The sequence below is a fragment of the Pseudomonas sp. GW821-FHT01D09 genome (assembly GCF_059422465.1).
The window spans coordinates 119427-134974 of record NZ_JBWKWY010000002.1 but is presented as its reverse complement, the minus strand read 5'-3'; the positions used below and the strand labels follow the sequence as shown (position 1 = coordinate 134974).

Below are 15548 nucleotides of genomic sequence, written 5' to 3'. Positions count from 1 at the left end.
GCGATGGCGGTGGGTCAGCCGCCAGCAACAATGACTGGGCTGGCGCTATCGCGAGCAAGCCCGCTCCCACAGGGGATCTCACTGAGGCAGAGAATTTTGGCCCCACCACAGATCAAATGTGGGAGCTGGCTTGCCTGCGATGGCGCTGGGTCAGTCGCCAGAAATGTTGGCTGGGCTGGCGCTATCGCGGGCAAGCCCTAATGCCAGTCAGTTAAGCCTTTTTGTAGGAGCGAGCTTGCTCGCGAAGAACTTGAGAGCGCCGTGTTTACCTAGCAAACACGCGTTATCGTTGACGTCCTTCGCGAGCAAGCTCGCTCCTACAGAAAGCAGAATCCGCTTAACTGACTGGCATTAGGGCAAGCCCGCTCCCACAGGGGATCTCACTGGGGCAGAGAATTTTGGCTCCACCACAGATCAAATGTGGGAGCTGGCTTGCCTGCGATGGCGGCGGGTCAGCCGCCAGCAACAATGACTGGGCTGGCGCTATCGCGGGCAAGCCCGCTCCCACAGGGGATCTCACTGGGGCAGAGAATTTTGGCCCCACCACAGATCAAATGTGGGAGCTGGCTTGCCTGCGATGGCGGTGGGTCAGTCGCCAGAAATGTTGGCTGGGCTGGCGCTATCGCGAGCAAGCCCGCTCCCACAGGGGATCTCACTGGGGCAGAGAATTTTGGCCCCACCACAGTGGGCGGCCGGCGCAGCAAATTTTGCATACGCCCCACCTTGTTCCGAACCCACAAAAAAGCCCCGTCTCTCGCGAGACGGGGCTTTGTTTTAACGCGCTAGCCGCCGATTACAGCACCACTTGCCCGCTCATAGCCAGGTCCAGCAGTTCACGGTTGGCCACCGCGTACATGGCGTAGTCCGTACCCACCGCGGCACGGATTTCTACCATCATCGCGCGCCAGCGCTCGACCATGCTCGCATTCTGCTCAAGCCACAGGGCCACGCGGGCTTCCATGTCTTCTGGCGCATCGGCCATTTGCAGAACCTTGATGGTGATCGCCCGTTGCTGCCAGTCCACGTCATCGCGGAAGGCTTCGCGGGCCTGGGCCTGCCAGTTGTTGCCCACCGGCAGATCGCTGATCTGCTGCAGGTACCACGGCAAGTCCAGGGCGCTGCCCACGGCGAAGTAGGCCTTGGCCACATCCGCAGCGCTCTGCCCGGTCACGTCGGCGGCCTCGATGATCGGCAGCAAGGTGTACAGGTGGGTGGTGCCGGCAACCATGCGCGCCAGCAACTCCGGCACACCGGCTTCGACATAGGCCTGGTAGCGGTTCTGCCAGCCTTCGCGGGTCGGGCCTTCCAGCAGTTCGTCGAGCTTGAGGCCCAACGCCGCCAGGTGCGGACCGAAGTGCGCGACGTCACGGGCAGCATCCTGCTCGTTGCGACGGCTGCGCAGGAACCAGCGGGTAGCCCGACGGCCCAGGCGCATCAGCTCGTCCATCAGCGCCAGTTGCACCTCAGCCGAGACCTGGTGATCCAGGGCTTCGATCTGACGGAACCAGTGCGGGAGATGGAAGATGTCGCGCACGATCACATAGGCGCCCGCCACGTTCGCCGGGCTCATGCCCGTCGACTCTTTGAGGCGTTGCACGAAGGTGATGCCCATGTGGTTGACCAGGTCGTTGGCGATCTGGGTGCTGACGATCTCGCGCTTGAGGCGGTGGCGACGCATGGCCTCGGAGAACTTGGCCACCAGGCTCGGTGGGAACGCGGTCTCCATGTCACGGGTCAGGTAGTCGTCATCCGGCACCAGGGACTTGAGCAAGGCTTCCTTGAGGTCGATCTTGCTGTAGGAGATCAGCACCGACAGTTCCGGGCGGGTCAGGCCCTTGCCGGTCGCGGCGCGCTCGACGAGCTGCTCCTCGGTCGGCAGGTACTCGATGGCGCGGTCCAGCTTGCCACGGCCTTCCAGGTCGCTCATCAGGCGCTTGTACTCGGCCGCACGCTCGTAGGCTTTGCGCGCGGCCAGGGACAGGGCCTGGGTCTGCTTGTAGTTGTTGCCCAACACCAGGCTGCCGACTTCGTCGGTCATGCTCGCCAGCAACTGGTTGCGCTGCTTGTCGGTCATGTCGCCGGCCTGCACCACTTCGTTGAGCAGGATCTTGATGTTCACTTCGTGGTCGGAACAGTCCACGCCACCGGCGTTGTCGATAAAGTCGGTGTTGGAACCGCCGCCATTGAGGCCGAATTCCACACGACCCAGCTGGGTCATGCCCAGGTTACCGCCCTCGCCCACGACTTTGCAGCGCAACTCGTTGCCGTTGACGCGCAGCGCGTCGTTGGCCTTGTCGCCCACATCGGCGTGGCTTTCGGTGCTGGCCTTGACGTAGGTGCCAATACCGCCGTTCCACAACAGGTCCACCGGCGCCTTGAGCAAGGCGTTCAGCAGCTCGGTCGGGGTCAGCTTGTCGGCCTGGATGTCGAAGCGCTCTTTCATCTGTGGCGAGATGGCAATGCTTTTGGCGCTGCGCGAGAAGATACCGCCGCCTTCGGACATGATGCTGGTGTCGTAGTCCGACCAGGCCGAACGCGGCAGCTCGAACATGCGCTGGCGCTCGATAAAGCTGGTGGCCGGGTTCGGGTTGGGATCGATAAAGATATGCAGGTGGTTGAAGGCCGCAACCAGTTGCAGCTTGTCGGACATGAGCAAGCCGTTGCCGAACACGTCGCCGGCCATGTCGCCGACGCCGACCACGGTGATGCTGTCTTGCTGCACATTGATGCCGCGTTCACGGAAGTGACGCTGCACCCCGACCCACGCGCCCTTGGCGGTGATGCCCATCTTCTTGTGGTCGTAACCGGCCGAACCACCGGAGGCAAACGCATCGCCCAGCCAGAAGCCGTAGTCGATGGCGATGCCGTTGGCGATATCGGAGAAGGTCGCGGTGCCTTTGTCGGCCGCCACGACCAGGTACGGGTCATCGTTGTCGTGGCGCACCACGTTCAACGGTGGCACCAGGGCGCCGTCCTTCAGGTTGTCGGTAATGTCCAACAGACCGGAAATGAAGATGCGGTAGCAGGCAATGCCCTCGGCCGCGATCTCGTCCCGGCTGCCACCCAATGGCAGGCGACGCGGCAGGAAGCCGCCCTTGGCGCCCACCGGCACGATCACCGAGTTCTTCACTTGCTGGGCTTTTACCAGGCCCAGCACTTCGGTGCGGAAGTCTTCTTCACGGTCAGACCAGCGCAGGCCGCCGCGCGCGACGTTGCCAAAGCGCAGATGCACGCCTTCGACCCGCGGCGAGTAGACGAAGATTTCAAACTTCGGCACAGGCTTGGGCAATTCTGGAATGGCGTGGGGGTTGAACTTGAAGCTGAAGTACGACTTGTGCTGGCCGTTGGCATCGGCCTGGTAGAAGTTGGTGCGCAGGGTGGCCTTGATCAGGTCCAGGTAGCGCCGCAGGATCCGGTCTTCGTTAAGCACCTGCACATCGTCCAGGGCCGTGAGGATCGCTTGCTCCAGGCGTTGCTGCTTGTCTTCCAGGTCGTCGCTGGTCAGCTTGCGCGCCAGGTAGAAGCGGGTCTTGAACAACCGGGTCAACTCGCGGGCGATGTCGGTGTGGTTGTTCAGGGTGCTGGCGATATACCCCAGGTCGAAGCCCAGGCGGATCTGCTTGAGGTAACGGGCGTAGGCCCGCAGCAGCGCCACGTCACGCCATGGCAGGCCGGCGGTCAGTACCAGGCGGTTGAACGCATCGTTCTCGGCATCGCCGTTGACGATATGCACGAACGCGTCCTGCAGGGTGTCGTTGAGCTGCTGGATATCGAGGTTCAGGCCTTCGGCGGCGGTGAACGCAAAGTCGTGGATCCAGAACTCGCGGCCATTGGCGTGGCGCAGGCGATACGGGAACTCACCGAGCACGCGCAGGCCAAGGTTTTCCAGGATCGGCAGCACATCCGACAGCGCCAGCGGGGTGTCGGCGTGATACAGCTTGCAGTGCAATTCCTGCTGGCCGGTCACATGGCCCAAAGGCTGGTAGAAGCTCATCACCAGCGGCTTGGCTTCGGTGAGGTTGAGCAGGTGCTGCATGTCGACCACCGCCGAATGCGCGGCGAAGCGCTCGCGGTAGCCGGCGGGGAAGCCTTTGGGGAAATCCGCCAGCACATTGGTGCCGTGGGCTTCGCCGAAGCTCTCGACCACCAGGCTCGCGTAGTCGTCCTGCCAGCTGCGGCAGGCCTGGATCACTTCCCTTTCCAGCAGCAGCGGGTCGATGTCCAGGCGGTTTTTCGGGTCAACCCGCAGAATCAGCTGCACACGGGCCAGCACGGATTCGGAGAAGAAGGTCCAGAACTCGCAGTCCGAGGCCTTCAGGCGATCCATCAGCACTTGCTGGATCTTCTGGCGCACTTCGGTGGAGTAGATATCGCGCGGTACGTAGGCCAGGCAGTAGCAGAAGCGGCCGTACGGGTCCTTGCGCAGGAATACGCGGATCTTGTTGCGTTCCTGGATCTGCACGATGGACATCACGGTGCTGAACAGTTCGTCCACCGGGGTCTGGAACAGGTCATCGCGGGGCAGCACTTCCACCACCTGGGCCAGTTCCTTGCCCAGGTGCGCCTTGGCCTGGAAGCCCGAGCGGCGCTCGATTTCCGCGACCTTGCGGCGGATATAAGGAATCACCCGCACGCTTTCGCCGTACACCGAGGAGGTGTAGAGGCCCATGAAGCGGCATTCCTTGATGACCTTGCCGTGCTCATCGATCTGGCGGATCGATACGTAGTCCGGGTAAGCCGGACGGTGCACACGGCTTGGGTGCGCGGCCTTGGCAAACGACAATACCGTCGGCTCGCGCAGGTAGGCCACGGCGTAGTCTTCGATGCGCAGGTCTTCAGCGGTAAGGCCGGCGCGCAGCAGCTTGGTCAGGCCGAGGAAGGAATTGGCGTCATATTCCAGATGACCGCCGTCCTGCTCGTCACGCACCACAAACTCTTCGTAGCCGAGGAAGGTGAAGTGGTTGCCCACCAACCATTCCAGGAAGCTCTTGATCTCGGCCTTTTCTTCGCCTTCGATGGCAAACGGGCTGCTGTCGATACCGGCCAGCAGTTCCTGGACCTTGGCCTTCATCGGCTCGAAATCCGCCACGGCCACGCGCACTTCGCCCAGGACCTGCTCCAATTCCTTGCTCAGCACATTGAGCTCAGCGGCGTTGGCGCAGCGGTCGATTTCCAGGTACATCAGCGATTCTTGCAGGACGTCTTCGCCCTGGGTGCCTTTAGGCAGGATTTCCAGCAACTCGCCCTTCTTGCCACGACGCACGCTGAGTACGGTGGTTTGCAGGGTATGGATGCTGTAACCGCGACGGTTCAGCTCGGTGCGCACCGAATCCACGAGGAACGGCAAGTCATGGTGCAAGACTTCGACCGCAGTGTGGGTCGATTGCCAGCCATGGCGTTCGTAATCGGGGTTGTAGACCCGCACTTGCGGCTGGGTGTGATCAAAGCGCTCAAGCAGGCGCCAGGCAGACAGGGAGCAACCGGCCAGGTCGGACATGCGACGCTGGGTCAGCTCGTCCAGGGAAATGATGCCGAAGAATTGTTCAGCGAACAGCGCCACTTGTGGCAGTGCCTGTTCACTGATGTGCTGCGCCAGTGCCGCTTGCAGTTGATGCTGGAAGTCGGCTTTGCTGGCTGCGGTGAAGAACGCCATCTGTGGTACTCCGCTTGGGCTTGTTATTGATGGAAGCGTCGCGTGTTATCCCCGGGTGGGGAGACCGTCATTTCTGTGTTCGGGATCTACCATAACCAATTCAGAGTGACAGGTGGGTGAAGCTGGACACGACGATGAGGTCACATTCAACTTCCACTGGATACGTCCGACGGGCAGGTCAGAGTCACACTGAAGGTACATCCGCTGTGCAGCTTAACGAGTGTGGGAAGCCCGCTGCTTGCTGCGCTGCGACATATTCGGTCAACGGCAGGCAACCCCGGGTTGCACAAGGAGCAACCCGGACCAATGGGGGGAGCCCCAAGCCAGCACCTGTGACCTCACGGAACCGGTATTCAGGCCCGGGCCACTCAACAGTCCCCCCCCGGAATCAAGGAAGATATCCACTCGCCCAGACGAGGTGCCCATGCCGATCACACAGCCCCACGCCCAGCCCTCATACCTTCCAACAACCCAGCCCCTCAATGGCCCGCCGGAACAGCCGGCAGCCCAAAAAGCTGCGCTCACGCCAGAAGGCGCCGCGCCGGCGCCTGTCACAGCGCCCTACAGACGCAATACCGTGCTGGACGATTACGCCAGGCACTACAAACCGATGAAATCGGCAAACGATGTAACCGCCGAGCAAGTAAAAGCGCATATCAAACAACGCTTTGGGATCGCCATTGACCCTGACAAGGCGTATTTGATGACGATGGCCTACGAACACCGCACTGACGAACAGCCTTACAAAGGTAGCATCGTGCAAAAAATATCCTTGACCGATGCTGCGCGGTGCAACATCCAGGGCGTCGAACTGCCCTCAGGCATGCATCAACCCAAAACCCTGGGTTATTCAGATAGCACGCCCCCCATTGAAATAAAACCGGAGTCCCGGCATCACGAAAAACCCAGCACTGACTTTAGGTTCCCCCTGCCAAACACCAGCGGTCATACCCGTTGGTATCAAGGGATCTACCAAGACCCCCAGCCAGGCTCGCCCAATCGCTATGACGCCAGCAACCAAGTGCCCATAGATCCAGAGAGCTTCAAACAGATGGTCTGGGATAACGCCTATAAAAAAAGCTACGACAACTACCTGAAGGACTACTGGAGCCCCAATAACCGAGCGGCCTTCACAACCACAGCAACGATTGCGTACTTGACGGCCGTGCATAGGCAACTCCACGACCAGTCACTGAACGAAAACGACAGAAGAATCGCCATGGGCGTGGCAGGCTTGCCACCGGACAAGGCCTACCTCGACATAACGCCAGAAGACCTCAAACAACCCTATAAAGCCGACCCGAACCTGCAAACCAAATTCCTTCGCTTCAACGGGTTTGAGTCGAGGATGTTTTACACCCAAGACCTTACGAGCGGGCGAGTGCTTTTGTACGTATCAGGACTCACCCCGCCCGCCCATGGCTTCGACTCTGTTGAAGCCATGCACCGATGGCTGGGCGAACAGTTCAAGGATCCGCAAAAGGCCACGGTTATCAAGTTCCAGTTACGCCCGGAAGATCGACCCAACTATGGACACTGGGTAGGCGCGGATGCCCGGGTTGATTTAATTGCCGAACAGTTGAATAACCATGCCTCGCCAGTACAGCAAGAACGTCTTGGCTATTGGCAGGAAGGCGGCGTGTTCGACAGCCAGGCCTTCAAGGGCAACCCATTTGAAGAGCTTCAATACCGTACAGAAAAGGCGACCAAAAGTGCGACCGACCAGCAATTTGTCCTCAATAGCGACGTCACCAAAAACTCAGTCATAAAAGGCTTGAGGATCGCGTCCTACGGTTTGCTTTTTTTGGCGCCCCTCGGGATGGCCATCCCCCCCTTGGGCGTTGCCTTAACGATTGCGAATATAGGCATCGGTGCCACAGAAGTCGGTATCGGCATCGACGACAAGCTCAATAATCGCCCAGGGGCCGAAAATCGCATCATCACGGGCGTAATCAATACCACCAAACCTATATTGAGCGAGGGCTTCGGCCAGGCCTTCACACCGGTTACGGGGCCGTTGAAGGCTTTCTTACTCAAGCCCTGACAGCATCTGCCAGGGAGGGCCAACAACTTAAAGCAGCACAGTGACAAGGGTAATGGCACAATTGCGCCCTGCGGCCCGCAATCTTGACAGGACTCCCCATGCAACTGACCACCACCCATCTGCTCGCCACCCCGTGCGATGACGAAGAAGACAACATGGCCATGCTCTGCTGCCACGGCACCCAGGGCGAGATGTTCATGCTGTCCCGTTACCCGGATGAAGACGAGGTGGAACTGACGTGGGACTACGAGCCTTCGACCCTGGACGGCGTGAAGATCACCCTGGGCGCGACCACCCTGCTGGTGGAGATCGGCGCGGCAGACAAAGACGCCCTGGGTGGCAGCGATCACCTGGAAATCCGCCACGCCACCGCCGAGGCGGACCTGGCCGAGGTAGAAGAAACCCTGCAGAACATTCTCAAGGGCACTGGCACTTACATCCGCACGCCTTGATTGGCGGCTGCAAAATCGCCATCGCGGGCAAGCCCGCTCCCACATTTGAACGCGCCACAATCCAAATGTGGGAGCGGGCTTGCCCGCGATGAGGCCCTCATCGACGCCAAAAACCTCAGCCCTTTCCTACAAGCCGCAAAAAAATACCCCCCGGTTCGTTAGTCGCCAGCCCCTCCAATGCATTAAAGTAAGCGCCCCAGGCCTTGGCGTTTTTCACAATCCCCAGGCTCATCTTTCCAGGAACCGTCATCGATGGAACATCGTGAAGCGCTGCTCGCGCTGCGAACCTTTCTTTCTACGCAGATTCTCGGCCAGGAAAAACTCATTGAGCGCCTGCTCATTGCCCTGCTCGCCGATGGTCATATGCTGGTAGAAGGCGCTCCCGGCCTGGCCAAGACCAAGGCCATCAAGGAGCTTGCCGAAGGGATCGAAGCACAGTTCCATCGTATCCAGTTCACCCCCGACCTGTTGCCCGCCGACATCACCGGCACCGAGATCTATCGCCCGGAAACCGGCAGCTTCGTGTTCCAGCAAGGGCCGATCTTCCACAACCTGGTGCTGGCCGACGAAATCAACCGCGCCCCGGCCAAGGTGCAGTCGGCCCTGCTCGAAGCCATGGCCGAGCGCCAGGTCAGTGTCGGGCGCAGCACCTACGAGCTGTCGCCGCTGTTCCTGGTCATGGCCACGCAGAACCCTATCGAGCAGGAAGGCACCTATCCCCTGCCCGAAGCCCAGCTCGACCGCTTCCTGATGCACGTCAAGATCGGCTTCCCCGATGCCGCCGTAGAGCGGCGCATCCTGCAACAGGCCCGGGGCGAAGCCCTCAACGGCGAGACCAAGCCCGAGCGGCGGGTCAGCCAGCAGGCGATTTTCGCCGCGCGCAAGGAAATCCTCGGCCTGTACATGGCCGACGCCGTGGAGGAATACCTGGTGCAACTGGTCATGGCCACGCGCACGCCGGCCAAGTTCGACCCGGAAATGGCCGAGTGGATTGCCTATGGCGCCAGCCCCCGGGGCTCGATCGCCCTCGACCGCTGCGCCCGGGCCCATGCCTGGCTGGCCGGGCGCGACTTTGTCAGCCCGGAAGATATCCAGGCGGTGCTGTTCGACGTCTTGCGCCACCGCATCATCCTGTCCTTTGAAGCCGAAGCGGCCGGCATCGACCAGGACCGCGTGGTGCAGCGCATTCTCGACGTCGTAGCCGTCGCTTGATCCCCATGAATGCCGGCGACGGGATCCGTGTCAGCCTCAGCGAATTGATCGAGATGCGCCATCGCGTGCGCGAAGTGCAGCTGTTTTCCACGCCCAGCCAACGCAGCCCGTTGATCGGCCTGCACCACTCCAAGCTGCGCGGGCGTGGCGTGGATTTCGACCAGGTGCGGGTGTACCAGGCCGGCGACGATGTGCGCACCATCGACTGGCGCGTCACCGCCCGCACCCAGGAGCCCCACACCAAGCTGTTCCATGAAGAGCGGGAGCGGCCGATCTTTATCATGGTCGAGCAAAGCTGTCGGCTGTTTTTCGGCTCCGGGCTGATGTTCAAGTCGGTCCTCGCCGCCCAGGCCGCGAGCCTGATCGGCTGGGCCGCGCTGGGCCACAATGACCGGGTCGGCGGGTTGGTGTTCGGTGACAACGAGCACTACGAAATCAAACCCCGGCGCAGCAAGCAAAGCCTGCTGCAACTGCTCAACCGCCTGGTGCGGGTCAACCAGAGCCTCAACACCGAGAGCCGCCCCGAAGCCGATGCCCTGGGCATGGCCCTGCGCCGTGGCCGCGAAGTGCTGCGCCCCGGCAGCCTGGTGATTGTGATCTGCGATGAACGTGCCCTGACTGACGGCGCCGAGCAGCAACTGAGCCTGTTGTCGCGCCATTGCGACCTGTTGCTGCTGCCAGTCTCAGACCCGCTGGACCACGCCCTGCCCGCCGCCGGGCTGCTGCGGTTTGCCGAGCGCGGCGCGCAGTTGGAAATCGACACCTTGAACTTCGAGCTGCGCCAGGCCTACAAGGCCCAGGCCGAAGCACGCAGTGCCCGCTGGGAATTGCTCGCGCAAAAACTGCGGGTACTGCTGATGCCATTAAGCACCCAGAGCGAAATGGTCGAGCAACTGCGTGAATACCTCAACCCGCAACGCCCGGTGAAAAAGCCATGAACCGCCTGGACTCGTTGCAACCGCTGATCGCCCCGCCGGCCATTGGCTTCTGGCCGCCGGCGCCGGGTTGGTGGCTGTTGCTGGCACTGCTCCCCCTGGCGGGCTGGGGCCTGTGGTGGCTGCGGCGTTTCCTGCCAGCCAGGCGCCCTCTGGCGCGGGCCGAACAGCCCCTGGACCCGCTACGCATCGCCGCCCTCGCGGAGCTGGCACTGATGCCCAAACCCTACGACGGCGCCCCGGCCGGCGCCTGGCTGCAGCAACTCAACGGCCTGCTCAAGCGCCTGTGCCGCAACGACTACCCCTACAGCCAGAGCCACACCCTCAATGGGCGCAAATGGCTGGCCTTTCTCGACAACCGCTGCCCGGCGGCCGGCCTCACGCGCTGGATGGTCCTGGTGGAAGGCGCCTACAAACCCGAATGCAAACTCGACGACAAGGCCATCGCCGGCCTGACGCAAGCCGTCGACACCTGGATTCGCAAACATGTTTGAGTTCGCCTGGCCGTGGGTCTTTGCCCTGTTGCCCTTGCCGTGGGTGATGCGCCTGATCCTGCCGGTGGCCGACAGCGGCGAGCCGGCCCTGAAAGTCAGCTTTTTGGGCGACCTCGAAGGCCTGGCCCGGCGCCGTGCGCGCATCAACCTGCCAGGCTGGCGCCAACAAGCGCCGTTCGTGGTGCTGTGGCTGTTGCTGCTGAGCGCCGCCGCCCGCCCGGAATGGCTCGGCGAACCGCTGCCGATTGCCGCCAGCGGCCGCGACCTGCTGGTGGCGGTGGACGTGTCGGGCTCCATGGACTTCCCCGATATGCAATGGCAGGACGAAGACGTCAGCCGCCTGAGCCTGGTCAAGCACCTGCTGGGCGACTTTCTCGAAAGCCGCGAGGGTGACCGCGTCGGCCTGATCCTGTTTGGCAGCCAGGCCTATCTGCAAGCACCGCTGACCTTCGACCGGCGCACCGTGCGCACCTGGCTGGATGAGGCGCGCATCGGCATTGCCGGAAAAAACACCGCGATTGGCGACGCCATCGGCCTGGCCCTCAAGCGTCTGCGCCAACGCCCGGCACACAGCCGGGTGCTGATCCTGGTCACCGACGGCGCCAACAATGGCGGCGAAATCGACCCGCTGACCGCCGCCCGCCTGGCCGCCGCAGAAGGCGTGAAGATCTACCCCATCGGCATTGGCGCCAACCCCGAACAGACCGGTAGCCTGGGCATGCTCGGCCTCAATCCCAGCCTCGATCTGGATGAGCCGGCGCTCAAGGCCATCGCCGCGGCGACCGGCGGGCAGTATTTCCGCGCCCATGACGGTGCCGAGCTGCAAGCGATCAAGCAAACCCTCGACCAGTTGGAACCGGTGGCGCAACAGCCGACCCAGGCCCGCCCGGCCCAGGCGCTGTATAGCGGGCCGCTGGCCTTGGCGCTGTTGCTCAGCCTGCTGCTGGTGATCCAGGAGCGCTGGCCGGATAACGCCTTGCAACGGCTGCTCAATAAACTCTCGACCCAGGGCCATTTCCTACAACAGCACCCGCAATGGCGCCAACGCCTGAAACGCCTGCGCTTGCGGAGGCGTCGATGATCGCTTTATGGCCGCACTGGTTGCGCCCCTGGTGGCTGTTGCTGCTGCCCGTGCTCGGCTGGTTGCTGTGGCAACTGTGGCATCGGCAAAAACGCGCCGGGCGCTGGCAGATGCTCCTGCCACCGGCCTTCCACGCCGCCCTGCTCAGCGGTGGCAATGGTCGGGAAAGCAAGTCGCCATGGCTGCTGCTGGGCCTGGCCTGGCTGCTGGCGCTGCTGGCCTTGCTCGGCCCCGGCTGGCAACGGGTCGAGCAGATCAGCCAGAAACCCGCCGACCCGCTGGTGGTGCTGCTGGAACTGACCCCCGAGATGCTTGCCACCGACAGCCCGCCCAACCGCCTGGAGCAGGCGCGACGCAAGCTGGTGGACCTGCTGCAGGCGCGCAGCGATGCGCAGACCGCCATCGTCGTGTATGCCGGCAGCGCCCACACACTGGTGCCGCTGTCCGACGACCTGGCCACCAGCCGCAACCTGCTGGAAGCCCTGCGCCCGTCGATCATGCCCGAGGCCGGCCATCGCGCTGACCTGGCGGTGGAAAAAGCCCTGGGCCTGCTCAAGCACGGCGGCCTGGGCCAGGGCCGCCTATTGTTGATTGGCTCGTCGCTGTCCAAGCAGGAGCGCCAGGGCATTCGCCTGCTGCTGCAAGGCCAGGCGCCGAGCCTGTCGATCCTCGGCATCGGTAGCCGTGAAGGCACGCCGGTGACCCAGGAAAGCGGCGAGTTCCTCAAGGACGAACAAGGCGCGATCCTGATCCCACGCCTGGACAGCCCGACCCTCAAGGCCTTCGCCAGCGAAATGGGCGGCCGCTATCGCCAGGTGCGCCTGGACGACAAGGACCTGCGCAGCCTGGGCCTGCTGGACGGCCCGCAAACCCTGCGCGACGACGGCCAGCGCCTGCAACTGGACACCTGGGCCGACCAGGGCTACTGGCTCTTGCTACCCTTGCTGCTGCTCGCCGCCTGCGCCGGGCGCCGTGGCTGGCTGTTTTGCCTGCCGCTGCTACTGCTGGCGGCGCCGCAACCGAGCTACGCGTTCAGCTTTGATGACCTGTGGCTGCGCCCCGACCAACAGGGCCAGTACCTGCTCAAGCACAAACGCCCGGCCGAAGCCGCCGAACACTTTGAAAACCCGCAGTGGCAAGGAGTGGCCCTGTATGAAGCAGGCAACTACGCCGAAGCGGCGCGGCGCTTTGCCCAGGGCAGTGATGCCTATGCCCACTACAATCGAGGCAATGCCCTGGCCCGCGCCGGCGAGCTGGAAGCCGCAATAGATGCCTATGAACAGGCCCTGGAAGCCCAGCCAGACTTGCAACCGGCCCTGAAAAACAAAGCCCTTGTCGAAAGCCTCTTGCTCGAAGAGCCAGAGCCCGAGCCACCAGCGCCGGCAAAAAACGAGGATGACGAATCCACTCAACCCGGCCAGACTGCGCAACCAGGCGATAACAGCCAGCAGGCCAACGGTGGCGAGCAATCGCCCCAGGGCGCGGGCCAGGCAAGTACGGCGGAGAAACCCACCGGCCCCCAGCCAGCTGCGGGCAACAATGAAGTACCCGGCAGCGAACTGGGCGACGAACAGACCACCACGCCGCCCTTGCGCCCAACCAATGCCAACCTCGACGAGGAGCACCGCCAGGCCCTGGAACAATGGCTGCGACAGATCCCGGACAACCCCGGCGAGTTGTTGCGACGCAAATTCTGGTACGAACAGCAACAACATCAGGACAAGACTCGATGAACCGCTGCACCCCACTTTTCTTATGGCTAGCGCTGTGGGCCGGTCACGCCCAGGCGGCCGACCTGGCCGCCAGTATCGACCGCAGCCGTGTCAATTCCGGGGAAACGGTGGAGCTGACCATCGAGTCCAACGACGTCACCCAGTTCGGCAAGCCGGACCTGTCGCCCCTGGCCCCGCTGTTCGATATACGCGGCACCCGCCAGATCAACCAGCTCACGACCCTCGATGGCAGCAACCACGCCACGACTCGCTGGATCATCACCCTGCAACCCAAGACCCGCGGCAACGTGGTGATCCCGCCACTGCAACTGGGCGCGCTCACCACCCAGCCCATCAGCCTGCAAGTGGTGCAAACCCAGGGCCAGGACAGCGACAACCAGCTGGAGCCGGTATTCATCGAAGCCAGCCTCGACCAGGACAGTGTGTACGTGCAGGCCCAGGCCCTGCTGACCGTGCGCATCTACCATTCGGTGGCGCTGTATGACGACAGCAGCCTGACGCCCTTGCAGTTGCCTGACGCCCGGGTCGAGCCTGTGGGCGATTCACGCACCTACGAAAAAGTCATCAACGGCGTGCGCCATGGCGTGATCGAAATGCGCTACGGGATCTACCCACAACACAGCGGGCAACTGCTGATCCCCGCGCAAATATTCAGCGCCACCCTGGTCGACCCACGCCCGGCCCAGGGTACCGCGCCCCAGGCTCCCAGGCCCGGCAAGCTGCTGCATGTCAATTCCACCGAGATCCCCCTGACGGTCAAGCCCAAGCCTGCCCTGTACCCCGCGGACGCCCCTTGGCTGCCGGCGCGCAGCCTGAGCCTGGGCGAAAGCTGGAACCCGGAACCTGCGAACGTGCAGGTCGGCGACTCCCTGACCCGCATCCTCACCCTCAAGGCCGAAGGCCTGGCCAGCGCCCAGTTGCCCGCGCTGCCCAGCACCGAAATCGCCGGCCTGCGGCGCTACCCCGACCAGCCGGTGTTGAGCAACCAGAACAGCGAACGCGGGGTGATCGGCAGCCGCGAAGACCGCGAAGCCCTGGTGCCCAACCGCGCCGGCGCCCTGGAATTGCCTGCCGTGGAAGTGGTGTGGTGGAACACTCACGAAGACCACCTGGAACGCACCAGCCTGCCGGCCCGCACCTTGCTGGTGGCGGTCAACCCGAGCCTGGTGGTGGACACCCCGGCCACCCCCACCGTGATCACCGCGCCGGACGATGGCCGCCTGTGGATCTGGCAGCTCACCAGCCTGCTCCTGGCCTGCACCACCCTGCTCGGCTTCGGCCTGTGGTGGCGCGCCCGCTCACGCCCGGCGATCCAGCGCGCCGCCCAGACCGGCCCCAGCCCGCGAACCCTGCTCGACGACCTCAAGCGCGCGAGCCAGGCCAATGACCCCCAGGCCACACGCCAGGCATTGGATGCCTGGGCACGCCAGCAACCGGAAACCCTGGCAGACATGGCGGCGCGTTTTGTACCACTGTCCGATGCGCTGGACGGGTTGAACGGCGCGCTCTACAGCGAAAGTGGCCAGTATTGGCAGGGCGAAGAGCTGTGGCGGGCGGTCAAGGCCATTCCCATGGCCGAACGCGAGCAGGCCCCGGTGGCCGACAGCACCAGCCTGCCGCCGCTGTATCCCAAGTAACCGCCCACTCTGTACCGACGGTGAACTCAGCTGTGGGAGCTGGCTTGTCGGGTCGCCGCATCGCCGCGATGGCGGTGTATTAGTCGATAAATGTGTTGGCTGACCCAGCGCCATCGCAGGCAAGCCAGCTCCCACAGGGGAATGCAGCTTCGCGCTCTGGCGTTGGAGGGCTCGTCACAGATTGTTAAAGGCCAGCAATCCATATCCCTTTAATTTGCAGGACGTTTCCTAGACAATCCTTCAGCCTTGCGCCTGCCCAGTCCACTGGCTAGCCTTCGCTCCGTCGCTGCATATCAGCGATCGGGTG

9 protein-coding genes are annotated in these 15548 nt (G+C 63.0%); 8 read left to right on the top strand and 1 reads right to left on the bottom strand.

What is annotated here, in order from left to right:
- Positions 1-793 precede the first annotated feature (793 nt).
- Positions 794-5653 carry an NAD-glutamate dehydrogenase gene (locus tag AC07W7_RS03230; protein WP_169866481.1) on the bottom strand — a complete coding sequence of 1620 codons (4860 nt, stop codon included), beginning with the start codon at positions 5651-5653 and terminating at the stop codon, positions 794-796.
- A 424-nt stretch (positions 5654-6077) separates the two neighbouring features.
- Here AC07W7_RS03230 and AC07W7_RS03225 point away from each other — a divergent pair, with 424 nt between their 5' ends.
- The 8 genes from AC07W7_RS03225 to AC07W7_RS03190 all read left to right on the top strand — a co-directional run bounded on the left by AC07W7_RS03225 (position 6078) and on the right by AC07W7_RS03190 (position 15241).
- Positions 6078-7697: a dermonecrotic toxin domain-containing protein gene (locus AC07W7_RS03225; protein WP_495038667.1), complete on the top strand. Its 1620-nt coding sequence runs from the start codon at positions 6078-6080 to the stop codon at positions 7695-7697.
- Between the two features lie 98 nt (positions 7698-7795).
- Positions 7796-8149, top strand: coding sequence for a hypothetical protein (locus AC07W7_RS03220; RefSeq protein ID WP_495038666.1), 354 nt, complete (start codon positions 7796-7798; stop codon positions 8147-8149).
- A 252-nt stretch (positions 8150-8401) separates the two neighbouring features.
- Entirely contained in the window at positions 8402-9361 is a 960-nt protein-coding gene (locus AC07W7_RS03215) for an AAA family ATPase (protein WP_003218556.1), read from the top strand.
- A 5-nt stretch (positions 9362-9366) separates the two neighbouring features.
- On the top strand, positions 9367-10299 hold the full coding sequence (locus AC07W7_RS03210; RefSeq protein ID WP_099170323.1) for a DUF58 domain-containing protein: 933 nt from the start codon (positions 9367-9369) through the stop codon (positions 10297-10299).
- Positions 10296-10790, top strand: a complete 495-nt coding sequence (locus AC07W7_RS03205; protein WP_197882149.1) for a DUF4381 domain-containing protein — start codon at positions 10296-10298, stop codon at positions 10788-10790. Before AC07W7_RS03210 ends, AC07W7_RS03205 begins: the two co-directional genes overlap by 4 nt.
- Positions 10783-11871 carry a vWA domain-containing protein gene (locus AC07W7_RS03200; RefSeq protein WP_197882147.1) on the top strand — a complete coding sequence of 363 codons (1089 nt, stop codon included), beginning with the start codon at positions 10783-10785 and terminating at the stop codon, positions 11869-11871. Before AC07W7_RS03205 ends, AC07W7_RS03200 begins: the two co-directional genes overlap by 8 nt.
- Positions 11868-13604 (top strand): vWA domain-containing protein, encoded by a 1737-nt coding sequence (locus AC07W7_RS03195; protein ID WP_495038665.1) that lies wholly within the window; start codon positions 11868-11870, stop codon positions 13602-13604. Before AC07W7_RS03200 ends, AC07W7_RS03195 begins: the two co-directional genes overlap by 4 nt.
- A complete protein-coding gene (locus AC07W7_RS03190; RefSeq protein WP_169898146.1) occupies positions 13601-15241 on the top strand; it encodes a BatD family protein in 1641 nt (546 codons plus the stop codon). Before AC07W7_RS03195 ends, AC07W7_RS03190 begins: the two co-directional genes overlap by 4 nt.
- Positions 15242-15548: the final 307 nt, after the last annotated feature.